The sequence below is a fragment of the Sneathiella chinensis genome, from assembly GCF_012720115.1.
Taxonomy (GTDB): domain Bacteria; phylum Pseudomonadota; class Alphaproteobacteria; order Sneathiellales; family Sneathiellaceae; genus Sneathiella; species Sneathiella chinensis.
Map to the genome: position 1 here is coordinate 386,420 of NZ_VNWN01000002.1, position 24,177 is coordinate 410,596.

General features: G+C 56.5%; 21 protein-coding genes. 11 read left to right on the plus strand and 10 right to left on the minus strand.

The window, feature by feature from the left end; all coding sequences use genetic code 11:
- Positions 1-173: 173 nt before the first annotated feature.
- Positions 174-1,142 (minus strand): LysR family transcriptional regulator, encoded by a 969-nt coding sequence (locus FQB27_RS01825; protein ID WP_169559165.1) that lies wholly within the window; start codon positions 1,140-1,142, stop codon positions 174-176.
- An 88-nt stretch (positions 1,143-1,230) separates the two neighbouring features.
- Here FQB27_RS01825 and FQB27_RS01830 point away from each other — a divergent pair, with 88 nt between their 5' ends.
- From FQB27_RS01830 to FQB27_RS01865, 8 genes are all read left to right on the plus strand, one after another.
- Complete coding sequence (locus tag FQB27_RS01830) at positions 1,231-2,097, plus strand: ABC transporter permease (protein ID WP_169559166.1); 867 nt, start codon at positions 1,231-1,233, stop codon at positions 2,095-2,097.
- Entirely contained in the window at positions 2,097-2,882 is a 786-nt protein-coding gene (locus FQB27_RS01835) for an ABC transporter permease (RefSeq protein WP_169560030.1), read from the plus strand. Before FQB27_RS01830 ends, FQB27_RS01835 begins: the two co-directional genes overlap by 1 nt.
- A gap of 39 nt (positions 2,883-2,921) precedes the next feature.
- Positions 2,922-4,061, plus strand: a complete 1,140-nt coding sequence (locus FQB27_RS01840) for an extracellular solute-binding protein (RefSeq protein WP_169559167.1) — start codon at positions 2,922-2,924, stop codon at positions 4,059-4,061.
- A gap of 63 nt (positions 4,062-4,124) precedes the next feature.
- Complete coding sequence (locus FQB27_RS01845; protein WP_169559168.1) at positions 4,125-5,204, plus strand: ABC transporter ATP-binding protein; 1,080 nt, start codon at positions 4,125-4,127, stop codon at positions 5,202-5,204.
- Between the two features lie 3 nt (positions 5,205-5,207).
- Positions 5,208-6,551: an aminotransferase family protein gene (locus FQB27_RS01850; RefSeq protein ID WP_169559169.1), complete on the plus strand. Its 1,344-nt coding sequence runs from the start codon at positions 5,208-5,210 to the stop codon at positions 6,549-6,551.
- A 10-nt stretch (positions 6,552-6,561) separates the two neighbouring features.
- Positions 6,562-7,488, plus strand: a complete 927-nt coding sequence (gene kce, locus FQB27_RS01855; RefSeq protein WP_169560031.1) for a 3,5-dioxohexanoate:acetyl-CoA acetone transferase — start codon at positions 6,562-6,564, stop codon at positions 7,486-7,488.
- Positions 7,488-7,964 (plus strand): GNAT family N-acetyltransferase, encoded by a 477-nt coding sequence (locus FQB27_RS01860; RefSeq protein ID WP_169559170.1) that lies wholly within the window; start codon positions 7,488-7,490, stop codon positions 7,962-7,964. Before kce ends, FQB27_RS01860 begins: the two co-directional genes overlap by 1 nt.
- Positions 7,961-8,983 carry a histone deacetylase family protein gene (locus FQB27_RS01865; protein WP_169559171.1) on the plus strand — a complete coding sequence of 341 codons (1,023 nt, stop codon included), beginning with the start codon at positions 7,961-7,963 and terminating at the stop codon, positions 8,981-8,983. Before FQB27_RS01860 ends, FQB27_RS01865 begins: the two co-directional genes overlap by 4 nt.
- A gap of 20 nt (positions 8,984-9,003) precedes the next feature.
- Here FQB27_RS01865 and serB read toward each other — a convergent pair whose 3' ends face one another.
- From serB to FQB27_RS01900, 7 genes are all read right to left on the minus strand, one after another.
- On the minus strand, positions 9,004-9,909 hold the full coding sequence (gene serB / locus FQB27_RS01870; RefSeq protein ID WP_169559172.1) for a phosphoserine phosphatase SerB: 906 nt from the start codon (positions 9,907-9,909) through the stop codon (positions 9,004-9,006).
- Positions 9,910-9,955: 46 nt separating this feature from the next.
- Positions 9,956-11,575 (minus strand): Na/Pi cotransporter family protein, encoded by a 1,620-nt coding sequence (locus FQB27_RS01875; RefSeq protein ID WP_169559173.1) that lies wholly within the window; start codon positions 11,573-11,575, stop codon positions 9,956-9,958.
- Between the two features lie 36 nt (positions 11,576-11,611).
- The gene (locus tag FQB27_RS01880; protein WP_169559174.1) at positions 11,612-12,997 is read right to left on the minus strand and encodes an L-serine ammonia-lyase; all 1,386 of its coding nucleotides are present in this window, start codon (positions 12,995-12,997) and stop codon (positions 11,612-11,614) included.
- A gap of 14 nt (positions 12,998-13,011) precedes the next feature.
- The gene (locus tag FQB27_RS01885; RefSeq protein WP_277346002.1) at positions 13,012-13,809 is read right to left on the minus strand and encodes an amino acid ABC transporter ATP-binding protein; all 798 of its coding nucleotides are present in this window, start codon (positions 13,807-13,809) and stop codon (positions 13,012-13,014) included.
- A gap of 25 nt (positions 13,810-13,834) precedes the next feature.
- Positions 13,835-14,923: an amino acid ABC transporter permease gene (locus FQB27_RS01890; protein ID WP_206374180.1), complete on the minus strand. Its 1,089-nt coding sequence runs from the start codon at positions 14,921-14,923 to the stop codon at positions 13,835-13,837.
- 2 nt (positions 14,924-14,925) lie between these two features.
- Entirely contained in the window at positions 14,926-16,107 is a 1,182-nt protein-coding gene (locus FQB27_RS01895) for an amino acid ABC transporter permease (protein ID WP_169559175.1), read from the minus strand.
- Positions 16,108-16,211: 104 nt separating this feature from the next.
- A complete protein-coding gene (locus FQB27_RS01900) occupies positions 16,212-17,225 on the minus strand; it encodes an amino acid ABC transporter substrate-binding protein (protein WP_206374181.1) in 1,014 nt (337 codons plus the stop codon).
- A 321-nt stretch (positions 17,226-17,546) separates the two neighbouring features.
- Here FQB27_RS01900 and FQB27_RS01905 point away from each other — a divergent pair, with 321 nt between their 5' ends.
- A complete protein-coding gene (locus FQB27_RS01905) occupies positions 17,547-18,575 on the plus strand; it encodes an amino acid ABC transporter substrate-binding protein (protein WP_169559177.1) in 1,029 nt (342 codons plus the stop codon).
- Positions 18,576-18,591: 16 nt separating this feature from the next.
- Positions 18,592-21,282, plus strand: coding sequence for an ATP-binding protein (locus FQB27_RS01910; protein WP_169559178.1), 2,691 nt, complete (start codon positions 18,592-18,594; stop codon positions 21,280-21,282).
- Here FQB27_RS01910 and FQB27_RS01915 read toward each other — a convergent pair.
- Both FQB27_RS01915 and FQB27_RS01920 read right to left on the minus strand, forming a co-directional pair.
- Positions 21,279-21,911, minus strand: a complete 633-nt coding sequence (locus FQB27_RS01915) for a response regulator (RefSeq protein ID WP_169559179.1) — start codon at positions 21,909-21,911, stop codon at positions 21,279-21,281. The genes FQB27_RS01910 and FQB27_RS01915 overlap by 4 nt on opposite strands.
- A gap of 272 nt (positions 21,912-22,183) precedes the next feature.
- Positions 22,184-22,975 carry an IclR family transcriptional regulator gene (locus FQB27_RS01920; RefSeq protein WP_169559180.1) on the minus strand — a complete coding sequence of 264 codons (792 nt, stop codon included), beginning with the start codon at positions 22,973-22,975 and terminating at the stop codon, positions 22,184-22,186.
- Positions 22,976-23,097: 122 nt separating this feature from the next.
- Between FQB27_RS01920 and FQB27_RS01925 the strand changes: the two genes are divergently transcribed.
- Entirely contained in the window at positions 23,098-24,102 is a 1,005-nt protein-coding gene (locus FQB27_RS01925) for a TRAP transporter substrate-binding protein (protein WP_169559181.1), read from the plus strand.
- Positions 24,103-24,177: the final 75 nt, after the last annotated feature.

The window sequence follows — 24,177 nt, forward strand, 5'->3', positions numbered from 1 at the left end:
GATTATACTTCTTGGGTATTTTGCAGGCGTTTTGTTTATGTTTTTTGCCTGATCGTGATGATTGCGTGAAAGCAGATTCACTGTCAACTTCTTTTCAGAAGCGAACATCCATGCAGCGGGAGCGGGTATTCCCTCTGCTGCCTGTGAAAAGGCCTCCCGACCGGGCCGGGCTATTAGCCGTAAATTCGGTCCTCGATGGGGGTGCTGTCGATGAGGGCGTGGATAATCCGGCAGAAGGCTTGTTCTGCCCTGTTTAGCTGGGCTTTCGGGTTCTCCACCACATACACATCAATGGCTGGCGGCGATACATAGGGGGGCAGGCGCCAGAGGATGCCGTTGTCAACGTCCCGCTTGGCCACATGAATAGGCAGGGGACCGATGCCGAGCCCGGCAATGATCATGCGGCGGACCTCTTCCAGATTGGCGGATGTCCCCACAATACGGTCGGCCAGATCCGCCTGCGCCCGCATCAGGGCGACCTGCCGTAGGGCATCGCCCATCTGGTCGGTGACAAAGCTGACACTGGAATGGCCGGCAAGATCGCTGGATGTCAGGTTTTCCTTGCCAAACAGGGGGTGTTCCGGGCCGCAGAATAATCCGAAATGTTCGCGAAACAGGCGCTTGTAATTCAGCTTGGGGCTGCGGTCCTTGACCAGACAGATGGCAACGCTTGCCTTGCGGGCCATGAGATTTTCAATGGCATGGCGACTGGCGGAAATTTCGATCGACAAGGTGGCATTGGGATGCTGCTGGTGAAACTGGGACAGGGCGTTGTCAAAGAACGGGCATTCCACATGGCTGGCCATGGCAATGCGGACATGGCCCCGGATTTCATCCTCCGTATCCCGCAGCAAGGTTTCAAGGCGCAGGATTGTGCCGTGGATTTCCACAATTTCCCGTTCCAGCAATTCGCCCGCCCGGGTCAGGCGGAAATTGCCGGGGCTCCGTTCGATCAGCTTTTTCCCCAGCCTTTCTTCCAGCCGTTTCAGCGAAGCAGAGACTGATGGCTGGCGCAACCGCAGGGTGTTGGCCGCGTCGGTGATGCTTTTGGACTTGGCGATCACCTGAAAGGTTTTCAGCAAGTTCCAGTCCAGATCCCGGGCCAGACGTTCCGGTGTGAATTTGATTGAGTCACCAGTCATAGTTTCAAACTATACACACTATTTCAATTATCTATTTGATCTATACACGGGTATTTGGCAGCCTTCAACTCAATTGTGGGGGAGGGGTATGTCAATTGAAAAGCGTGAGGCCAGACAGCCATGGGTGCTATTGTCCCCGGCGCTGGTCTCGATCCTGTTACTGTTGATCGTGCCACTGATGTTCATTGTGGTGTATTCCTTCTGGTTACGGACAGCGACCGGGGCCGATCAGGTCGGCTTTTATCTGGATAACTGGATCGAGGTGCTGACCGATGAGTTCTATCGGGATATTCTTCTGCAAACCCTGCGCATTGCTTCGGTGACCACAATCGTGTGCGCCGTCATGGGGTATCCAGCGGCCTATTTCATTGCCCGCTCACGCGGGAACAAGGCCATCTTGCTGTTGCTCCTGATGCTGCCTTTCTGGATCAGCTACATCATTCGGACCATGTCCTGGATCAATATTCTGGGGGTGTCCGGCGCCTTTAACAGCGTTCTCATGATGCTGGGGATAATCGATGAGCCGTTGCAGCTGCTGTATAACGAGGTGACGGTGATCCTCGGGCTTGTCCATTTCCTGCTGCCCTTCATGATCCTCAATATCTATGTGAGTCTGGAGGATATCGACCGCAATCTGGAAGATGCCGCCTGCTCGCTGGGAGCCCATAGAGGGCGCACTTTTCTGGAGATTACGCTGCCCCTGTCCCTGCCCGGTTTGGCGGCGGGGGGCTTGCTGTGCTTCGTGCTGGGCGCGGGCACCTATATCACGCCGGTCATTCTGGGAGGACCGCGGGATGCCATGTTCGCCAACCTCGTGTTCGAGGCCATTATCACACAGCTCGACTGGCCGTTGGGGTCGGTCCTGTCGCTGGTTCTGATTGCCGTACTGGGATCGATCGTCCTTGTTTACAACCGCTTTCTGGGAATGCGGCAATTGATGAAGGGGTTGGCATGATGGGATGGGGGGTTATTCGTCTCTGGACTATTCTTGTCTATATTTTCATGTTCCTGCCGGTGGCCGTTGTGGTGCTGCTCAGCTTCAATGCCAATCAGTTTGGCAGCTTTCCGGTGACCGGATTGTCGTTTCGCTGGTTTGTGGAACTGGCTGAGAATGAGGCCATCATCCGGGCCTTCAAGACATCCCTGCTGCTGGGGGTTCTGACGGCGTTCATTTCGACGACGCTGGGGGTGCTCGCAAGTCTTGCCCTTGTGCGCTACAAGGTGCCGGGCGGCAATTTTATCAGCACCCTGCTGATCGCCCCCATTCTTGTCCCCGAGGTGGTTCTGGCCGTGGCGTTGCTGCTGTTCCTGAACTTCCTGTCCGTTCATAAAAGCTTTTTCATGTTGCTGATGGGGCATGTGATCTTCACCTTGCCGTTCGTGGTTCTGGTGGTACAGGCGCGCCTGATCGGGATCCGCCGGGATGTGGAGGAGGCCGCCATGAGCCTTGGGGCCACACCGGTTCAGACCTTTTTCCAGATCACCCTGCCGCTGCTGGCCCCGGCCGTGTTCGCCGGCATGCTGTTTTCCTTCACCATCAGCTTTGACGATATCACGGGGACCCTGTTCTGGAAGCCGGGTGGCGTGGAAACGGTTCCCACGCAGATTTTCGCCATGTTGCGCAATTCCATTTCACCGGAAATCAACGCACTTGGCTCCGTCATGATTTTCTTCACCGTCGGCGTTCCCTTGCTTGGAGCTGCCATCGCCCGGCGGCTTGGGAACCATCAAGGTCGCTAGACGGCACAGATGGCGCACACTAACAGAGAGGAGAGACCAATGGATAATACGAAACGGTATGAGCGGTTACTTGAAAGATACAGGAACGGGGATCTGGATCGCCGCAAGTTTCTGGGCCTGATGGGGGCCGCCGGTCTGGCATATGGCCTGCACACACCCTTTGCCAAATCGGCATTGGCTGCCGTGAGTGAGGTTCGCTTTGACGGTTGGGGCGGGGTTGTTTCCGAGGCGTTTCGAAAACACGCCTTTGACCCTTTTGCACAGAAAACCGGCATCAAGGTTGTGGATGGCACCTTTGGCAGCGGCGATGAATATTTGTCCCGCGTCAAGGCCAGTCAGGGCGGCGAGTATAACATTGCCCATCTGTCCGGCGTTTTTGACTACGCACGCTATCACGGGCTGGGTCTGACTAGTGAATTGAACGAAGACAATATTCCCAACCTGAAATATGTCATCCCGAAATTGTCTGATGTGTTCCGCAAAATCACGAACGGAAAACTTTCCTGTGTTCCCTACGATTATGGAACCACGGGTCTTGCCTATAACCGCAAGCATATTTCCGATGATGAAATGAAGGAAAAAGGTGCGAAAATCCTGCTTGAGGAGCGGCTGAAGGGGAAAATCGGTGGCTGGAGCGATTGGCGCACCCGGATCTGGTATGCCTCCTTGCAAACCGGACAGGACCCCAACGGGGCAACGGACATGGAGGCGATCTGGGATACCCTGCGTACCCACCGTGACCTGCTGCTGAAATATTGGGGGTCCGGGGCGGAACTGATGAGTCTGCTTGCGGAAGAGGAGATTTATGTCACCGAAGCATGGTCCGGCCGGGTGTATGCGTTGCAGGAGCAGGGGCATGACATCGGCTATATGGATCCGCCAAACGGGTTCGGCTGGCAGGAATGCCTGTTCGTGATCAAGGGATCACCGATGGAGGCCTGTGAAGAGTTGTTGAACTTCATGCTGGCACCGGAAACATCCATTGCCGTGGCCGAGGGGCAAAATTATCCCCCCGCCCTGGATCCGACCAAGGTCGATCTTGGCAAGAAAATCCCCACGCTTCCCGCCTTTGATCCGAAAGGCACACTGGAAGGTCTGACCTTTGCCGATCCGGAATATTGGAACACCAACGAGCAGGAGTGGTCCAAGAAGTTCGGTCGTATTCAAAAAGGGTACTAATTCCTCTCCCCCTCGCTGCATGGGCAGCGGGGGGAACCGGACAGAGGCGGAAAGGGATTATCTGTGAGCGCTGTAAAATTACACAATATCGTCAAGAAGTTCGGGGCTTTCACGGCTGTGCACCCGATGTCTCTGGATATCCCGGAGCGCAGTTTCGTGACGCTTCTGGGGCCGTCAGGCTGCGGTAAAACAACAACCTTGCGGATGGTTGCCGGGCTTCTGGACCCGACAGAAGGGGATATTCTGGTTGCCGGGCGGCAGATCAATGATGTGCCGATCCACAAGCGGAATCTGGGGATTGTTTTTCAGAATTATGCCCTGTTCCCGCACAAGACAGTTGCGGACAATGTGGCCTTTGGCCTGAAGCACCGGAACATTCCGAAAGAGGAGCGGAACCGCCGGGTGGCCGAGGCGCTGGAACTGGTGCAACTGCCGCATTTGGCGAACAGTTATCCGAAACAGCTTTCCGGGGGACAGCAGCAGCGGATTGCGCTGGCCCGGGCCATCGTCATTGAACCGGATGTCCTGTTGCTGGACGAGCCGCTGTCCGCGCTGGATGCGAACCTGCGCGAGGACATGCGGGTGGAACTGAAGCGCATTCAGGAACAGATTGGCATTACGACCATTTTTGTCACACATGACCAGTCGGAAGCTCTGGCCATGTCCGACATACTGGTGGTCATGTCCAATGGCCGTGTGGAACAGGTCGGGGCGCCAAAGGAAATCTATTCCAATCCGACCAGTCGCTTCGTCGCCGATTTTCTCGGAACGTCGAATATTCTTGAGGCGGAGATTACCTCTGAGGGCGGGCAATCCGGGTTGACCGCCGCGGCCGTCGGGTTTGTCCCGCTTCGCGATGAACAGATGGCAAAGCTGGCCGGACGGGCGAAGGCCTATCTGGTCATTCGGGCGGAAAAGATAGACATCCTGCCGCTGGACGCCGGGCCCGATGCCCGACTTTCTTTCGAAGGGACAATCGAGGCGGTGGATTATCAGGGACAACTGGTGCGCTATTTCGTGGATGTGCAGGGCATGAAGTTTCAGGTGCTGAACATGCTGAGCGGCACCACCTCCTTTGAGGACGGAGACAGGGTTTCCGTTCGTTTTGACAGTCAGGATTGTGTGGCAGTAGGAGAGGACTGATCAATGGTCAGCCATCTGTTTTATCAAACGGGAAGCAAGCGCCCCGTTCTTGCGGAAGCGCGCGGCATTTATATGTGGGATGTGGAAGGCCGCCGTTATCTGGACGGCTCTTCCGGGGCCATGGTGTGCAATATTGGTCATTCCAACCCCAATGTTCTTGCGGCAATGCGCCGGCAAATGGAAAAGTCCACATTCGGGTATCGCCTGCATTTTGAAACGGAACCGTCCGAACATCTGGCGGCCAAGGTGGCGGCCCATGCCCCGGCGGGGCTGGAGAAGGTCTTTTTTGTCTCCGGCGGGTCGGAAGCCGTTGAAAGCGCCATCAAGATCGCCCGTCAATATGCCACGGTGACAGGGCAGGAAAAACGGTGGAAAGTCATCTCCCGCCTGCCAAGTTATCATGGCTGTACCCTTGGGGCGCTGGCATTGACCGGATATGCCCCCCTGACGGAACCCTTTGCGCCCATGTATCGGGACATGCCCAAGATTCCGGCGCCGACGGCCTATCTGGATGGGATGGATCCCGCTGATCCGGCAACGGGCCTGCATTACGCCAACATGCTGGAGGAAAAAATCCTGGCGGAGGGGCCGGAAAGTGTTCTGGCATTTATTGTTGAACCTGTCGGCGGGGCCTCGACGGGGGCGCTTGTGCCTCCCTCCGGCTATATGGAGCGTATCCGCGACATCTGTACCCAATACGGGCTTTTGCTGATCTATGATGAAGTCATGACCGGCGGCGGCCGGACAGGGCGGTTTTTTGCGACGGACCACTGGAACGCCCGCCCGGATATCATCACCTTTTCGAAGGGCTTCGCCGCCGGGTATTCGCCGCTTGGGGCCATGATCGTGGATGAGCCGATTGTCGATGCGGTGATCAAAAGCGGCGGCTTCCTGCATGGATTTACCTATGCCGGCAATCCGCTTGCCTGTTCTGCCGGGGTTGCGGTGCTGGAAGAAATCCAGCGTCAGGACATGGTGGCCAATGCAACCGCCATGGGAACGCTTTTAAAGGCCCGGCTGACCAGCCTGATGGACCGCTATCCTTTCATTGGGGATGTGCGCGGGGAAGGGCTGCTTCTGGCGTTTGAACTGGTCGCTGATCGCGGCACCATGGAGCCTTTGCCGCGGGACATGAACGCCTATTTGCGGCTGGTGGATATCGCCTATGCAAACGGGCTGATCATCTATTCCCGAAGAACCCGCAACGGATTGGCGGGGGACCATTTTCTGGTCTGCCCGCCGCTGATTATCACGAAAGAGCAGATTGACCAGATCATGGAGATGCTGGTGCTGTCCCTCGATCAGTTTGCAAAAGAAAACCATCTCCCCATTGAACAGAACCCGTAACGAGGCAACCATGAGCAAGATTATCATTACCTGTGCGGTAACCGGTTCTATTCACACCCCGTCCATGTCGGATCATCTTCCGGTTACCGGTGAGGAAATTGCCCGTCATTCCGTTGAGGCTGCCGAAGCAGGCGCGGCCATTATCCATCTTCATGCCCGGGACCCGGAAAGCGGTCGCCCCTCGTCACGGGCAGAGGATTTCATGGCCTTCCTTCCGGTGATCAATGCGGGCACGGACGCGGTCATCAATATCTCGACGGGAGGCAGCGCCCTCATGCCGCTGGAGGAACGTCTGGCCGCCCCCTTCATTGTGGAGCCGGAGATGTGTTCCCTGAACATGGGAACCATGAATTTCGCGCTGTATCCGTTGGCGGAACGGATTACGGACTGGAAACATAACTGGGAAAAGCCGTTTCTGGATAATTCCGATGATCTGGTGTTCAAGAACACCCCCCGCGATATTGCCTATGTTCTGGATCAGATGGGCCGTCAGCGCGGTGCCCGGTTCGAATTTGAATGCTATGACGTCGGTCATCTTTACATGCTGCGTCATTTCGTGGACCGGGGTCTGGTGCAAAAGCCCCTGTTCATTCAATTCGTGTTCGGCGTTCTTGGGGGGATCGGGGCGGACCCTGAAAATCTGGTTCATATGAAGCGGATTTCTGACAAGCTGTTCGGCGCGGACTATGAATTTTCGGTTCTGGCAGCGGGCCGTCACCAGATTCCGCTGGCGACCATGGCGGCCACCATGGGCGGGCATGTGCGCGTGGGATTGGAAGACAACCTTTATATTGGCAAGGGGAAGCTGGCCCAATCCAATGCCGAACAGGTTGCCAAAATTCGCACGATCGTCGAGGCGCTGGGCCGTGAGGTGGCCAGTCCGGCGGAAACGCGGGAACTGCTGTCCCTGAAAGGGGCGGAAAAGACAAAATTCTGATGTCCGGGATCACAATCAGGCTGGCCGAGGCTGAGGATGTCCCGGCCATTGATACGGCCCTTCGCAAGCTGTCCGACCATCTGGGAGATACCCATGTCCTCCGTCAGGAAGAACTGGGCGCCCTGTTGTTTCAGGAGCCCATCGGAATTCGGGTGCTGCTGGCCGAGACGGCAGGAAAGCTGGTCGGTGTGGTGATGTTCTCGTCTTATGTTTCAACAACGGCAGGCGGGCTTGGGGTGTATGTTTCTGACCTTTGGGTGGACGCATCCGTTCGCGGGCAGGGGATAGGCCCCCGGTTATTGGTGGCCATTCTGGACCTTGGCCCCTTTCCCATAAAGACGATGTTCCTGAACGTCTATCAGGACAATATAGCGGCTCGCAAGACGTACCTGCGTCTTGGGTTCAAGGCGAACAGCCTAGCCGACGACCTGTCGCTTGACGAAAGCGACTTTCACAAAATCCGAGGAAAAGTATGAAAGCGGTATTTGACGAACGACAATGGAAACATGATCCCCAGAATTTTATGGCCAATGGTCAGCCCTTGCGCAACCCGGAACAGCCGGAACGCATTCGCCATCTGAAGGATGGGGCCAGTCGGGCAGGGGCCGTTTTTCAGGCGCCCCGGGATCATGGGCGCGGCCCCATTGCCGCCGTGCATTCCCCGGAATATTTGACCTTTTTGGAAAATATTCATGCGCGCTGGAAACGGATTGAGGGCGCCTCGGACGAGGTGATCCCGAATATTCACCCGGATAGCCGGGGGGCCAATTATCCAAAATCGGCGGTTGGACAGGCCGGATATCATCAGGCGGATACGGCCTGCCCGATTGCCGAGGGTACGTGGGAGGCGGCCTACTGGTCCGCCCAGACGGCGCTGGAAGGGGCGGACTTGTTGCTGGGGGGCGAACGGGCGGCCTATTCCCTGTGCCGTCCGCCGGGACATCACGCCTTTGCCGATCTGGCGGGCGGGTTCTGTTTTTTGAACAATTCCGCGATTGCCGCCGATTACCTGCGTCAGCAGGGGTTGAAGCCCGCCATTCTGGATGTGGATGTTCATCACGGAAACGGGACGCAGGGGATCTTTTACAAACGCAACGATGTCCTGACCATTTCCCTGCATGCGGACCCGGATCGTTTTTACCCGTTTTTCTGGGGAAGTGCGCAGGAACGCGGCGAAGGATTGGGGGAGGGGTATAATCTCAACCTGCCCTTGCCGCGGGGAACCGGCGATGACGACTATCTTGCCGTGTTGAAGACGGCGCTTGCCAGAGTGCGGAATTTCGGGGCGGATGTGGTGGTGATCGCCCTTGGACTGGATTCCCACGAGAATGACCCCTTGCAGGGCCTGAGCATTACCACCCCCGGCTTTGCCCGGTTGGGGGCTGCCATTTCAACCCTTGGGGTGCCCACCCTGCTGGTTCAGGAAGGTGGCTATCTGTCCGACGATCTTGGCAACAATATCGAGAATTTCCTGACAGGGTTTGAAGGCGGATAACGCCGGAAAGCCCCGGCAGACTAGCCGTCTTCAGAATCCGTGAATTCGCTATGGTGATAGCCCTGAAAATAGAGGAGCGCGGTCAGGTCTGCGTGGTTGATGTGACGCGGTGTTTGCTCAACAACGATGGGCTGGCCGTGATAGGCAACCCCAAGACCCGCCGTTTGCAGCATGGGGATATCGTTGGCGCCATCGCCCACCGCGGCGGCATCCAGGGGGGTGAGGCCCCGCTGACGACACAGCCGTGTCAGCAGGTCCGCCTTTGACGCGGGGCCAAGGATTTCCGGTCCGAGGGTTCCAAGGATTTTATCCTCCTTGATGGGCAGCGGATTGGCGTGATGTTCATGAAACCCCAGCGCCTTTGCCACCACCTCGGTGGTAAAGGTGAACCCGCCCGAGATCAGCGCCGTGTAGGCACCGTACTTCCTCATGGTCTGGATCAGGGTTTTCGCACCCGGTAGATAGGAAATCCGGCCAACCAGATCGTCAAGGGCGGCTGCCGGTTTGCCTGCCAGCAGGCTCACCCGCGCGCGAAGGGATTGTTCAAAATTCAGGGTGCCTTGCATGCTCTGTTCTGTAAGGGCCCGCACCGCCGCCCCGACCCCCAGCGCGTCGGCCATCACATCAAGGCTTTCCATGTCGATCATGGTGCTGTCCATATCCGAGACCAGAAGCCGTTTTCGCCGGTTTTCATTGGGCTGGACGGTGCAGTCATAGTCCCCCTTGAGCGGGGCAAGAATGCTTTCCGCCGCGTCCATGCCTTCCGCGTCAAAAAAGCAGTCGAAAGCAACCCCCTCGTTCAGCCACCTGAACGTCATGTTGCGGGCGCCTTCTGCGGCCAGTTGGGAGGCAAGCTGATCCTGCAGAGAGGAGGTAAGATCGGATTTGTCGGGATGGGTGACAACGGTGGCAACGTGGTTTTTCATCAGGGGTCCAGTCTTTTTCGGGCAGGAACGGCCCTGTTCCGCCATGCTAGCGGGACAGAGCCTGATCCTGATTCAGGATCGGATAGGCAGTGGCGGCAATATGGGAATTGATGCGCCGGAAATCGCGCAGGATATCAAGATGGATGCGGCTTGTTTCAAGGCTTTCCGTCACGCCCTTGCGAAGCCGGTCGATATGGTTTTCCGTGGCATTGAACAGCAGGTCGCGGAAGGCTTTTTTCTCGGCCAGAAGCTGCAGGGCCACATCCTCGTCCCGGGACATGAACAGGTCGATGGAAAGCTGGAAATTATTGACCATCATGCGATGAAGCTGCAGCAGTTCGTCCCGCCCTTCCTGTGAGAAAGACATCTTGGACTTGTGCAGGTTACGGGCAAGTTCCGCCAGATTGCTGTCAATGATATCCCCGATATGCTCCAGATTCATGGTCAGTGTAAAAACCTCCACGGACCGGTGCATGTCATCCTCGCTCATATGGTCGCGCTTGATATTGGCGATATAAAGCGTGGCTTCCCGGTGCAGGAACTCGACAATATCGTCGGCTTTCTGTATGCGGTCGATTTCCGTGCAATCATCAAAGGCCCGAAGGCTCTGGTCCAGCATGGAATAGACAACATTTGCCATCCTGAGGGTCTCGCGGGCCACATTGGACAGGGCCTTTCCGGGATTGTTGCTATCCTGCGGTGACAGATACAGGCACCGCATTTCGTCATTCTCCGCATCGGTATCAGACCCGGCTTTCAGATATGTGACGATTTTTGCGACCAGCGGCAAAACCGGCAGGAACATCACGGCCAGTGCTGTATTGAACAGGATGTGAAAGACCGCGACCAGTTGTCCGTGCTGTATGCCAGTATCCAGCAGCAGCCGGGTAATCGGGGCCAGCAGGGCGCTGAAGACAAGCACGCCAATCAGCCTGAAGACAAGATTACCAAGGGTCAGCCTTTGCGCGGCGACGGGTTCGTTCAGTGTCATGATGACGGCGGGAATGGCGGCCCCGAGGTTGGCCCCCAGTATGAAGACAATCCCAAGCTCCAGCGGGATGACGCTGCTGGATACAAGGGTGACCACCAGCAGAACGATGGCGAGACTGGAATGGGCCAGCCATGTGATGACCATGGCCACCGCGATGGCCAGCAATGTATCATTTTCAAAGACACCCATCATGCCGCCCACCGCCTCGCTTGAGCGGAAAATCGCCGTATTCATGGCGATCAGCTTCAGGGCCAGCAGGACAAATCCGAGCCCGATCAGAACCCGCCCCGTATTGCGCACGGTCTTGGAGGAGGCGCTGAGAAAAACAATCAGGCCGATGGCAAGGAAGATGGGGCTGAGGAATTTCACGTCATAGCTGAGAAGCTGGGCGGCGATGCTGGTGCCGATATCGGCCCCAAGGACAAGGGCCAGTCCGGGGACCAGAAGCAAGGCCCCGCGCGCTGCAAACCCGGAGGCCATGACAATCACAGCGGTGGAGGATTGCAGGCAAGCCGCCATTCCGGCCCCGGCCAGCAGGGCACTGAACCGGTTGCCGGCCATCCGCGCCATGATGCGCCTGAGATCGGCACCGAACAGGCGTTCAATGCCGGTGCGCACCATGCGGACCCCCCATAACAGGATTGCCACCGCACCGAACAGTTCAATTATGATCAATGACCCCTGACCCATGTCATTCACTTTCCGGGAAAATCAACATTCAACGAAATTGACGGCAAGGCCCCCAAGCGAGGTTTCCTTGTATTTTGTCTGCATGTCCGCCCCCGTTTGACGCATGGTTTCAATGACCGCATCCAGCGATATCTTGTGGGTGCCATCCCCTTTCAGGGCCAGCCGTGAGGCCTGCACCGCCTTGACCGCGCCGACAGCGTTTCGCTCGATACAGGGGATTTGCACAAGCCCGCCCACGGGATCGCAGGTCAGGCCCAGATTATGCTCCATGCCGATTTCAGCGGCGTTTTCAATCTGGGCGTTGGTGCCCCCGAGCACGGCGGTCAGTCCCGCTGCCGCCATGGAACAGGCCACCCCGATTTCGCCCTGACAGCCAACCTCGGCCCCGGAAATGGCGGCATTTTTCTTGTACAGGCTGCCGATGGCGGCGGCCGTCAGAAGAAAGGTTGCAACGTCTTTCCGGTCCTCTCCGCCGCAATGGCGTATGTGATAGGCAAGGACGGCCGGTATGATCCCGGCGGCGCCGTTGGTTGGGGCCGTGACCACCCGGCCCCCGCAGGCATTTTCCTCGTTCACGGCAAGGGCATACAGGTTGATCCAGTCCAGCCCGGAAAGCGCATCCTCCCCCTTTGTTTCCTGCTGGCGGACAAGGTTTGCCCGCAGGTTCGCGGCGCGCCGGGGAACGTTCAGTCCCCCCGGCAGGGTTCCGCTTTCGTTGCATCCGCGCTCGATGCACTGCTCCATGGCCTGCCAGATGTCATCCAGTCCTTGTAAAACCTGTTCCTCCGGTCTTTGCGCACATTCATTTTTCAGAACCAGCTCCGCAATACTGAGGGCGTTTTCTTCCGCCAATTGCAGCAGGTGGCGGGCATTCCTGAAGGGATAGGGGGGCGGTGCCGATGCCGTGATCCGGTGTTGCAGGGCCTGCCCGTCCCCCTTAATGACGAACCCGCCGCCGATGGAATAATAGGTCCCGCTTTTCAGCAGGGCGCCATCCTTGTCAAAGGCGGCGAAGGTCATTCCGTTGGTATGGCCCGGCAAAAGCTGGTCGCGAAGTTCCAGATAGTGTTCCGCAGGATCAAGGGAAATGATGTGTTTTCCGGCCAGTTTCAGACAGTGCGTGCGGCGGATGTTCTCCAGCATGGCTGGAACCTCAGCCGGGTCAACCAGATGGGGCTGCTCGCCGGACAGGCCCAGTAAAATGGCATGATCCGTGGCATGTCCCCGACCGGTAAGGGCGAGGGAGCCGTATGTCTTGATTAAAAGGCGGCAGACATCCGTCAAAACACCGGATTGATCCAGACCTTGTACAAAATGGTTGGCCGCCACCATGGGCCCGACCGTATGGGAACTGGACGGGCCAATGCCAATCTTGAACAGGTCAAAAACACTGATGTTTGAGGGCATGGTGGCTTTCTGGGTCAGTTATGCAGGATCTGGCTCAGGAAGGCCTGTGTCCGGTCCACTTGCGGGTTGTCGAAAAATTCCGTTGGGGTGTTCTGTTCCACGATTTCGCCGCCATCCATGAAAATCACCCGGTCGGCGACCGATTTCGCAAATCCCATTTCATGGGTCACGCACAACATGGTCATGCCTTCTTCAGCAAGTTCCGCCATCACATCCAGAACCTCCTTGATCATTTCCGGATCAAGGGCGGATGTGGGTTCATCAAACAGCATGATCTTTGGCGCCATGCAAAGAGAGCGGGCAATGGCCACCCGCTGTTGCTGGCCGCCCGACAATTGTCCCGGATACTTGTGGGCCTGTTCGGCGATATTGACCCGGTTCAGGTAATGCATGGCTGTCTCGACCGCCTCGGCCCGTGGCATTTTCCGAACCCAGATGGGGGCGAAGATCAGGTTTTCCAGAATGGTCATGTGGGGGAACAGGTTGAAATGCTGAAAACACATGCCGACCTCGCGGCGGATATGGCCGATATTCTTCGTGTTGTCGTTCAGTTCGACCCCGTCCACCAGAATGGTGCCGCCCTGATGTTCTTCCAGCCGGTTCACACAGCGGATAAGCGTTGATTTCCCGGACCCGGACGGGCCGCAAATGACAATGCGTTCCCCCTTGCGAACGGCCAGATCCACATTCTTCAGGACATGAAAGTCCCCATACCACTTGTTGACCTTGTCCAGCAGGATAATGGGCTGTTCAGCCTGTGACCCGGTCCGGCTGTCTGCTGATTGCGGGTTGGAGTGTGAAATAGTCATCATGAAGTCTTGTCTTTCAGGTGAACGATCAGCGATAGGCGGCGTAGCCACGTTTTTCGAGTGAGTTGCCATACCGGCTGAGGCCAAAGCATAAAATCCAGTAGATCAGGGCACAGAACACAAAGGCCTCGGCATCGAAGCCCAGCCATTCCGGGTCTTGTGACGCAGCCTTTGAGATACCGAGGAAATCCAGCAGCCCGACCACAATGACCAGCGAGGTATCTTTCAACAGTGCAATGCAGCGGCCAATCAGCGGCGGCAGAACCTTGGTCAGGGCCTGCGGCAGAATGATAAACAGCATGGTCACCCAGGGATGCAGCCCGAGGGAGGCGGCGGCCTCGCTCTGTCCGCTTTCAACGCCCTGCAATCCGCCGCGCACGACCTCGGCGATATAGGCGGAAGAAAACAGGATGATGCCGATCTGGACACGGTACAGGATGCCGATCTCCATCCCGCTGGGAAGGAACAGCGGCAGCATGATTGAGGCCATGAACAGGATCGTGACCAGGGGGACACCGCGCACGGTCTCGATCAGGGCGATACACAGCCCCTTGATCAGCTTGATGTTTGACCGGCGGCCCAAGGCCAGCAGGATACCAAGGGGAACAGATACCAAAATCCCGACCACGGACAGAACCAGCGTCAACAGCAACCCGCCCCATTTGGAGGTATCCACACTTTCCAGCCCGAAGCCGCCCCCGACCAGCCAATAGATGGGCAGCGGCAGCAGCAGCCAGAACACTACGGCGACCTTGCCGGGCATAAGTTGACGGGCCGTTGCAATAAACAGGGCCAGCAACAGAAGACCGGCGGCGATGGGGCGCCATGCCAGTTCCTGCGGGTAGGAGCCGATCATGAACAGCCGGAACTGGGCCTGCACAAAGGACCAGCACGCCCCGCCCGCCGCCCGGCATTCATCGGCATTGCCAACGAATGTGGCGTTGAGGACAAACCAGTCCAGAAGCGGGGGAATGATCGCAAGAATGATACCGACCCCGAGAAAGGTCAGGATGGTATTTTTAACCGAACTGAAAAAGTGATCCCGCAGCCATTTGATGACCCCGCGCTGGGTCGGCGGGGCCGGTTGGTCTGGTGAGGGTTGAAAGATGATCGTCATGATTAACGCTCCACCAGTTGGAATTTCTTGTTGGCCACATTCATCAGCACGGAAATGACCAGATTGATGGAAAGATAGACCAGCATCCAGATGCCGATCACCTCAATGGCCTGCCCGTTCTGGCCGATCATGGTGCCGCCAATGGACACCATGTCCGGATAGCCGATGGCGATGGCAAGGGAACTGTCCTTGACCAGACTGGCGTAATCGTTTGTTGTGGCGGGAATGATGGTGCGAAGGGCCTGCGGCAGGATTACACCGCGCATGATGCGGGAGGGCGGCACCCCAAGGGCGGCGGCCGCTTCATTCTGTCCCTTGCTGACGGCCATGATGCCGCTTCGGACATTTTCGGCGATGAAGGCCCCCCGATAGAGCGCCAACCCGATGACCAGAGCGAGAAATTCCGGCCGGAAAACCGCTCCGCCGGAAAAATTGAACCCTTTCAAGGCCGGATAATCCCAACTGACCGGGCCGCCCGCCATCCAAAAGACCGACAGGGGAACCAGTGTCAGGATCGCCGTGCCCAGCCAGAAGAGCGGCAGGGAGCGGCCTGTCAGGTTCTGGCGCTTCTTGGCCCATCTCACCATCAGGATGGTCAGCCCGATGGCGACCAGAAAGGCCATGGCGACCCAGATGAAGCCGTCTTCGGGGATGGCGCGGGGGAAATACAGGCCGCGCTGGCTCAGGAAGGTGCCGGGGAAAATCTCGACCGCCTGCTTGACCGATGGCAATCCGGCGAGGGCGACACCATAGACAAATAGCAGGATCAGTAGAACGGGAACATTCCGCAGGATTTCCACATAGGTTTTGGCGATTTTGGCAATCAGAAGATTGTCGGAAACCTGTGCCACGCCCACAATGACACCCACCACCGTGGCCAGAATGATGCACAGGATTGCCGTATAAAGGGTGTTGATGATCCCGACCAGCAGGGCATATCCGTAACTGTCGCTGGATTGATAGTCGATCAGGGAATCGCCAATGGGAAAGCCGGCCTCTTGCGAGAGGAAGGCAAAGCCCGTTTCAATATGACGGGCCGCCAGATTTTCCTGTGTCGAAAGAAACAGATAATAGGCGCCCCCGATTGCCGCCGCGACCATGAGCAATTGCACAAGGTTGGACAGCAGGTTCCGAGGGGTGAAGAAAGTGCTCAGCATTCCTGCCAAATCTGATTGTGTCGACATAAACGTCACCTTGCCTTGCAGGCCGGTCGGGTAACACCGGGTAAGGATCAGGGAAAAAGCCGGGCCGCCGTTCAGTCAGGCGGCCCGGGGTATGCGGGACAGTGTTAGCGAAGCGGTGCCACGTAAAGCAGGCCACCCTTGGTCCACAGGGCGTTCTTGCCGCGCGGCATGTTCAGGGGGCTTTCGCTGCCAAGGTTGCGGTCGTAAATTTCGCCGTAGTTACCGACCGCCTTGATGGCATTGTACAGCCAGTCATTTTCAAGACCGAGATAGCTGCCGTAATCCCCGGTGACACCCAGCATACGCTGAACCGTCGGGTTCTTGGAGGAGGCTTTCTGCTCGCTGGCGTTGCCCTGTGTCACGCCGGTTTCCTCGGCGGTGATCAGGCCGTTGATGGTCCAGGTTACAAGGTCTTTCCACGCGTTGTCGCCGTGCTTGACCAGCGGGGCCAGCGGCTCTTTCGAGAAGATTTCAGGCAGAATGACATGTTCTGCCGGGTCCGGCATGGTGATGCGGAAGGCGGCAAGCTGGCTGGCATCTGTTGTCAGCGCGTCGCAGCGACCGGAACGATAGGCGTTTACGGCCTCTTTCTTGCCTTCAAAGACAACCGGTTCGAATTCCAGGCTGTTGGCCCGGGCAAAGTCTTCAAGGTTCAGCTCAGTGGTGGTGCCGGCTGTTACGCAGACGGTGGCCCCGTTCAGGTCCATGGCGCTGGCCGCCCCGTTTTGCTTGCGGGTCATGAAACCCTGACCGTCAAAGAACACGACCGAGGTAAAGTCAACGCCTTCCTTGGTGTCGCGCTTCATGGTCCAGGTTGTTGTCCGGGAGGTCAGGTCCACCTGACCGGTCACAACCGCCAGTACTTTCTGTTTTGAGGCAAGGGGCACAAACTTGATTTTTGTCGGATCGTTGAAGATTGCCGCAGACAAGGCGCGGCACATATCCACGTCAAAGCCCTTCCAGTCCCCTTCCGCATTCGGGTTGGAGAAGCCGGGTACGCCTTCACTGACACCGCAATTGATGAAACCGCGTGCCTTCACATCATCCAGTGTTGCCGCCATTGCCTGACCGGCGAACAGGGCAAAACCAGCGGCCAGCAGACCAGTTATCTTTTTCATTGAAACCTCCATTAACGTTTCGTTTTACGCCCCCGGAATGGATGGCGGCCTTTCACCACATGCTCCTTGTTAATGGGGGATGTGGCCCAGATGCGCGTGTGTTGACCCTGTGTTGTTTTTGTTGGCAACGATGCGCATGATTGCATGTTCCACGGTATTGGCCGGGATATCTATTACCCGGAAGTCGCCCTTCTCTATCAAAGGTCATATGCCGAGCTTCCTGTATTGGACCAAAGTCGTGTGCGGTATGGAAAATTTCCCAAGGCTGTTGCGATTGCGCTAATGTCATTGCGGGTTATTCTGGAAAAACGGACAACTGCGATGCGCTTTCTTCGTATGATGATCATGGGATATATGCTGGTCTGGGCCGCGTCCGGCCCGGCTCTGGCAGAGGGGGAGGGCACCCTTCAGAAAGTGCGGGAGCGCGGCTATCTCCTGTGCGGTGTCGGCGATCATGATTTCGGATTTGCAGAGCGGGATACCAACGGAAAATGGCACGGGTTTGATGTTGATTTATGCCGCGCCATCGCAACAGCTACCCTTGGCGAGCCGGACAAGGTCCGCTTTATCCCCGTCGACAGTCAAAGCCGGTTGCCCGCGCTTCTGGCCGGGGAAATTGATGTACTGTTTCGCACGACCACCTGGACAATGCAGCGGGACAGCACCATCGCGATCGATTTCACCCGTGTGATGCTGTTCGAGGTGCAGGGGGTTATCGCCCGCGGGGAACTGGGCATCACCAGCCTTAAGGAGGTCCGGCAGGGAACCATTTGTGTCAATGCCGGCACCACCAGTCACCTGAACCTGCGGGAATATCTGGAGGTGCATAACCCCGGTCTGGATATTCTGGTACTGGAAACGCAGGAGGGGCGGTGGCAGGCCTTCTTTAACGGGCGATGCGATCTCATGTCGTCAGACCTGATGGACCTACAGGCGGGCAAGGTGATGCTGGCCCCGAGCTCCGAGGATATGACGCTGTTGACGGATATTATCTCGAAGGAGCCGCTGGCCCCGGCTGTGCGCAATGAGGATGCCGCGTGGTTTGACATCATCAAGTGGGTTCTGAACGGGGTTATCGCCCTTGAGGAGAACCGTATCTCCTCCACCAATATTGATGAGCGCCTGACAGGGTTGAGCGGCGAGGCAAAGCGGATGTTGGGGCCGGATGTGACCCTTGGGAAAACACTGGGGCTGGATGCGGGATGGCTGGAGCGTATTGCCCGCGATGTGGGAAATTATGGCGAGATTTTCGAGCGCAACCTTGGTCAGGCCTCCCCGTTCAAGATAGAGCGCAAGCATAACCGATTATGGACAGAGGGCGGGTTGATTTACGCCATGCCCCTTCGCTAAGCCCATGGATCGCTCCATGAAATCATTCCGGCCGGGCGTTTTTTTCAGGGTTTTTGCCGGTCTTGGCATCATCGGTATCCTGATCATCAGCGCCGGTGTTGTGTCGGTCAAATCTTTCAATGAGTTCAGCAGCGGCTTGCGCTCTTTTTCCACCCGCGACCTGCCGGTGGTGATTGACGGCTCGAAACTGAACCAGCTCAGCGCCAATCTTGCCTCCTTTGCGCCGGCCCTGATTGCGGCCGACAGCCCCGGCACCCGCAAATCCATCTTTCTTCGGATCAAGGATCAGGTTGCGTGGCTGGATGAAATTCTTCTCAATCTGGAGGAAACCGAGAATTCAAGCCGGGACCTGAGTGAGTTCAGAACCCTTAAAACCAATCTGGTCGACAATCTTCACCATATTTCCGATCTGGTAAAGGAACGGAACGTGATTTTGGAGCAGTCCGATACCCTGTTGAAGACGGTCCCGGATCTCAACTCGAAATCCTTCGTCATCAGCAACCGGTTCCTGCAGAACAATAACAGTCCCGATCTAATCTATGTCCTTCAGGAATGGCACCGTTTGAATACGGATGCGCTTCTGCTTGTGCCGCTGGCGGCGACGGTGGATCAGTTCACCGAACTGAACGATATCTCGGTAAGGTTTTCCGGCATTCTGGCGCAGATCGACGCCATGACGGCCCGTTTGCCGGACGCGGTCCAGCTTGAACTGGGCACGTTCAGAAAGGAACTGATCGCCCTCGGGCAGGAGGAAAACGGCATCATTCGTCTTCATGAAAAGGCGCTGGAGCTGAACGGGAAGGTGCAGGGGACCCTCAGCCAGAACAAGCTGATCGCCAACCGGTTCATTGCCTCTTCCTCCAGCCTGACCCGGAACATTCGCGATGAAATCCTGCATAAAAGCGATCTTCTGGATCAATCCACGCAGGAACGCAGCCTCTACTTCATCATCATCACCTTCCTCTGTATTTCGGGGGCAGTGCTGGTTTTCGTCTATATCAACAAATCCGTGATCCAGCGGCTGAGCGGCCTGCAGAAAAACATGCTGAATTATGCCGCCGGGAAAAGCGAAACCATTGCCACCGTGGGAAATGACGAAATCACCGACATGGCCAAGGCCTTCAAATATTTCGTCCAGACCATTCAGGAGCGTGAGGCCGCCCTGCAGGTGGCCAACAGGCAGGTGGCCGAGGTGCAGGCCCGGCTTGTGGATGCTATTCAGAACATATCAGAAGGGTTCGTCCTGTTTGACAGCAAGCACCAACTTGTTCTTTGCAATGACAATTATCGTCAGTTGTATGGATATCAGCCGGACGATGTTCAGCCGGGAACACCTTATGAAACCCTGCTCCGGGCGGATCTGTCGCGGGGGATTGCCGCCGATAATTCATCCTATCGCCGGGCCCGGCTGGCCCCGCTGGAAACCGCGCGGGCTGCGGTTGAGATACAGCTTGCCGATGGCCGCTGGCTGTCCATTCAGGATCGGGCTACGGCGGCGGGGGGGATCGTCGGCATTCATGCGGATATCACCGGCAAGAAGGAGGCCGAGGCAGCTCTTCGCGTGGCAAAGGACAGGGCCGAGCGGGCCGATCAGGCAAAATCCCGCTTTCTGGCCGCCGCCAGTCATGACCTGCGCCAACCGTTACATGCGGTGGGGTTGTTCGCGGCGGCGCTTTTGAACCGGACGCAGGATCCGCATATGCGCGATATAACCGGGAATATTGAACGCTCGCTCTTGCATATGAACGATCTTTTTGAATCCATCCTTGATTTCTCCCAGTTGGAAATCGGGGACCTGCAGCCTGATCTGTCCTCTATCTCCCTGAAATCCATGGTGGATAATGTGGCGCGTGACTTTACCCTTCAGGCAGAGGAAAAATCTCTGGGTTTTCGGCTTGTCATGCCGGATGTCCATGTGTTCAGTGACGCCCTGATGCTGGATCGCATCCTGCGGAATTTGGTGTCGAACGCCATTCGCTATACGGATCAGGGGCGCATTCTGATCGGCGGTCGCCGCCAGGGGCAGCAGATCCGCATCGAGGTCTGGGATACCGGATGCGGGATTGCCCCGGAACAGCAGGAAAAGATTTTCTCCGACTTTTACCGGGGCGGAGAGACGCGGGCCGAGGATAGGGGTCTCGGGCTTGGGCTCTCCATTGCGGCGCAGATGGCCGGGCTCCTGAAAACGCGGATCGAGATGCACTCCCGCCCCGGGCAGGGCTCCTGTTTCAGTGTGACCGTGCCGCTCAGCGATGCCGGTGCCAGCCTGCCGGGTCACACCCCGGAACTGGAGCCGCCGAAACTGGAGACCGGCACCGTCCTGTCGGGAGAGCGGGTGTTGGTGATTGATGATGATCCGCAAATCCTGAAGGCGACGGAAAAGCTCCTGCAGCGCTGGGGTTGTCAGGTGAGGACGGCGCAAAATCTGGCCGCAGCGGAAACCTGCCTTGCAGAGGGCGCAGGGCCGTTTCTGGCTATTCTCGCGGACTACCAGATCAGCCGCCACGAAACCGGTCTTGATTTTCTGGAGCGTCTACCGGAATACGGGGACAGGGGGGTGATTATCAGCGGGAATACGGACCCGGACATTGCCGCCCAGGTCAAGGCGGCGGGCTATCCCTTTTTCCAGAAACCGCTCAAGCCGGCCAAGCTGGCGGCCCTGCTTCGGCATTTGAAAAGAACGCAAGCGGCGACCGGAGCGGGCTAGGTATCCCATTTCAGGGCGATGGCCTTGGCCCGGCTGGTGACCGACAGGGATTTCAGGATGGCCGTAACATGGGCCTTCACGGTGCCCTCCGTGCAGCCGGCCTCGCGAGCGATTTCCTTGTTTGACAGCCCGGTTTGCATCAGGGCAAAGATTTCCTGCTGGCGGGCGGTCAGGTTGAACGGATGCGGGGCGGGTTTGTCCGGCTCCTGCGGGGTTTCTTCCGCGGGATCGGCAGACAGCAGCAGGGACGGGATATAAATCTCCCCTGCCAGAACAAGGCGAATGGCATTCAGCATGACTTCCTTGCGGGATGCCTTGGGAATATAGCCATCGGCGCCGCTATCAAGGGCCTGCTGCACCAGATTACGGTGGTTGTAGGCGGAAAGAATGGCAACTGCCACATCCGGCGCAGCCTGTTTCAACGCCTGCAGGGTTTCAATTCCTTTCATGCCGGGCATTTTCAGGTCCAGCAGAATGAGGTCCAGATCAATCCCCTGATCCAGCAACCGGTAAATGCCGTCCAGATCCTCAGCCTCAAAAATATCAAGCGCATCCCCAAGATCGGCCAACGCCGACTTGACCCCCTCGCGCACCATCTGGTGATCGTCTGCTATCAATATCCTTATCATGATCCGACCAACTTACCCTTTTTTCGGCCCCATGTAAGAAAATTCATGATCCTTTGGTGATCTTAATAGGGAGCAAAGGCAAGATGTTTGGCTCAATAAATCAGAAAGCTGGACATTTTCCGATAAAATGGTGGAGAAGAGGCATAGCACCGTTGCACAACAAGAAGGGAATGCTGATCTGATCCCCTCCGAGTGAGCTGAAGGGGGGAGCCATTTCGCGGTTTTCAGAAAGCCAGGTGTCCCGCGATGATTGAAGGGCAAGAACTGGTGGTTTACCTGTAGATGGCGTGCAGCTTTTCGACCATTTCGACCAGTCTTGGACCAATATCTGTGCGTAACTGCTCTTCGGTCAGGTGGGATGCAGGACCTGCACAGTTAAATGCCAGCGGAGGTGTCCCATCTTTTGGTGTAAAGGGAACGCCGATTGAGTTGATATCCGGTTTCCATTCGCCAATTGACAGGCAGTACCCATGTTCTTGATAACATTCGAATGACTTTTCGAAATTTTGGTAGAGCATATCCCAATTTTCTGCGTCTTGTTCTTTGATACTTTCCAGCAATGTGGTTCGTTCCTCAGCCGTGCGACCAGCCAGGAAACCCCGACCGATACCGCTGGTGATCAGATCAACATGCGCCCCTATGGGAATGGAAAGGGTGACCGGATTGCTGCCGGTGCATCGATCAATATAGATGATGGTAAGACCATCTTGCCCTCCTGCTGCAACGGGCATTCCACAATGAGTGGCGATTTCCTGCATCATGGGTTTTGCCATTTCGATGGCAGAGAGCCCGTGCAGGCAGGAGTAGCCAAGGGCGAGAACCGGTGGAGCCAAACGATATCGCGCGGTATCGGGATCAAACTCCATATAGCCAAGCTTCCATAATGTGTATGTAAGGCGAGAGACTGTTGAGTTGCTCAAGCCTGTTCGCTGGGCAAAATCTTTGTTCCCAAGGCCCTTATCTTCACGCTTGAAGCAGCGCAATAACTGAAGGCCACGAGCCAGTGCAGTGACAAAATCTCTGTCTTTCGCATTGGGGTCCTTTTGTTGATTCCTTGGTCGCATGAATTGGCTCTCTACAGATAATCGTAATTTTATGTTGCCTTGTTTAGTACCATTCTATATGAATTAAATCAAGATGCGGAATAAAAAACCGCTATGCGGAAAATAATAGCCGGGGGCCACTCATGAACCAAATGAAACTGAGCAAAATCGTTGCAGCTTTTACCGTATTGTTGGGCGCAACAACAGCGCATGCTGAAGATGTAAAATGGCGATTTGCGAGTGTGACACCGATCGAGTCCCCTGAAGGGCAAGTTTTCCAAAAGTTCGCTGAGCAGGTTGAAAAGTATTCTGGCGGGTCCTTGAAAATTACAATCTATCCCAATGAACAGCTTGGAAAAGTGGATGCGGTGCTTGAGCAGTTGCAACGGGGAACAGTGCATATGTTCGCCGAGGGATCGAGCTTCATGCGAAAATGGTCTCCCGACATCAGTTTTGTAGGTTCCAGTTTCCTGTTTGACGATCGTGAGCATTGGGTGCGTTTCATGAATTCGGGGATGGTGGCCAACTGGTATAGGGAAATTGAAAAGCAGCAAGGTATATCCGTCCTTGGCGATCCCACTGAAGTCGTGAGGGGACCCTATAGGGTCATGGTTTCCAATAAACCGCTGAATAATTTTGATGATGTCCAAGGGGTGAAACTTCGAATGCATCCGTCCAAGCTTGCTTTGGCGATGTGGTCGCATATGGGGGCCGATGTGCGCACCCTGGCTTGGACCGATGTGTATCAATCAATTTCCAAAGGTATTGTGGAGGCTGTGAATAGCCCGATTGCCTTGGTGGAAACCATGCGGTTTTATGAGGTTGCGCCTTACCTTATGAGGCATGACGAATTCTACCAATCCATTGCGTTCATGGTGAATAAAAAGGCGCTGGATGCCTTGACGGACGAGCAGCGAGAGGCGCTCCTGAAAGCTCATAAGGATGCCGGGAAGGTCAGTCACGAGATTATGAATGCGGTTGCGGCTGAATCTGTGGAGCGGATGCAGTCCAAGCATGATGTAAAAATGGTGTCGGTTGATCGGGCGCCGTTTGTCGAGGCGATGAAGTCTTTTTATGCGGAGCGGGACAAGGCAGGTGAGTTGCCGGAAGGGTTCCTCGCCGAGGTTGAGGCCACCCGAAACCAATAATTCTCTTTTAATCTTCAGCATCCCAATCCGCTGCCGGTTGGGATGCGCCTGATCTATCAAACTTGCTGTCGAGGA

What these genes read in the sequence shown, in the direction of transcription:
- FQB27_RS01825 (WP_169559165.1), bottom strand. Translation starts at nt 1,142, where the DNA reads ATGACTGGTGACTCAATCAAATTCACACCGGAACGTCTGGCCCGGGAT.
- FQB27_RS01830 (WP_169559166.1), top strand. Translation starts at nt 1,231, where the DNA reads ATGTCAATTGAAAAGCGTGAGGCCAGACAGCCATGGGTGCTATTGTCC.
- FQB27_RS01835 (WP_169560030.1), top strand. Translation starts at nt 2,097, where the DNA reads ATGGGATGGGGGGTTATTCGTCTCTGGACTATTCTTGTCTATATTTTC.
- FQB27_RS01840 (WP_169559167.1), top strand. Translation starts at nt 2,922, where the DNA reads ATGGATAATACGAAACGGTATGAGCGGTTACTTGAAAGATACAGGAAC.
- FQB27_RS01850 (WP_169559169.1), top strand. Translation starts at nt 5,208, where the DNA reads ATGGTCAGCCATCTGTTTTATCAAACGGGAAGCAAGCGCCCCGTTCTT.
- kce (WP_169560031.1), top strand. Translation starts at nt 6,562, where the DNA reads ATGAGCAAGATTATCATTACCTGTGCGGTAACCGGTTCTATTCACACC.
- FQB27_RS01860 (WP_169559170.1), top strand. Translation starts at nt 7,488, where the DNA reads ATGTCCGGGATCACAATCAGGCTGGCCGAGGCTGAGGATGTCCCGGCC.
- FQB27_RS01865 (WP_169559171.1), top strand. Translation starts at nt 7,961, where the DNA reads ATGAAAGCGGTATTTGACGAACGACAATGGAAACATGATCCCCAGAAT.
- serB (WP_169559172.1), bottom strand. Translation starts at nt 9,909, where the DNA reads ATGAAAAACCACGTTGCCACCGTTGTCACCCATCCCGACAAATCCGAT.
- FQB27_RS01880 (WP_169559174.1), bottom strand. Translation starts at nt 12,997, where the DNA reads ATGCCCTCAAACATCAGTGTTTTTGACCTGTTCAAGATTGGCATTGGC.
- FQB27_RS01885 (WP_277346002.1), bottom strand. Translation starts at nt 13,809, where the DNA reads ATGATGACTATTTCACACTCCAACCCGCAATCAGCAGACAGCCGGACC.
- FQB27_RS01890 (WP_206374180.1), bottom strand. Translation starts at nt 14,923, where the DNA reads ATGACGATCATCTTTCAACCCTCACCAGACCAACCGGCCCCGCCGACC.
- FQB27_RS01895 (WP_169559175.1), bottom strand. Translation starts at nt 16,107, where the DNA reads ATGTCGACACAATCAGATTTGGCAGGAATGCTGAGCACTTTCTTCACC.
- FQB27_RS01900 (WP_206374181.1), bottom strand. Translation starts at nt 17,225, where the DNA reads ATGAAAAAGATAACTGGTCTGCTGGCCGCTGGTTTTGCCCTGTTCGCC.
- FQB27_RS01905 (WP_169559177.1), top strand. Translation starts at nt 17,547, where the DNA reads ATGCGCTTTCTTCGTATGATGATCATGGGATATATGCTGGTCTGGGCC.
- FQB27_RS01910 (WP_169559178.1), top strand. Translation starts at nt 18,592, where the DNA reads ATGAAATCATTCCGGCCGGGCGTTTTTTTCAGGGTTTTTGCCGGTCTT.
- FQB27_RS01915 (WP_169559179.1), bottom strand. Translation starts at nt 21,911, where the DNA reads ATGATAAGGATATTGATAGCAGACGATCACCAGATGGTGCGCGAGGGG.
- FQB27_RS01920 (WP_169559180.1), bottom strand. Translation starts at nt 22,975, where the DNA reads ATGCGACCAAGGAATCAACAAAAGGACCCCAATGCGAAAGACAGAGAT.
- FQB27_RS01925 (WP_169559181.1), top strand. Translation starts at nt 23,098, where the DNA reads ATGAACCAAATGAAACTGAGCAAAATCGTTGCAGCTTTTACCGTATTG.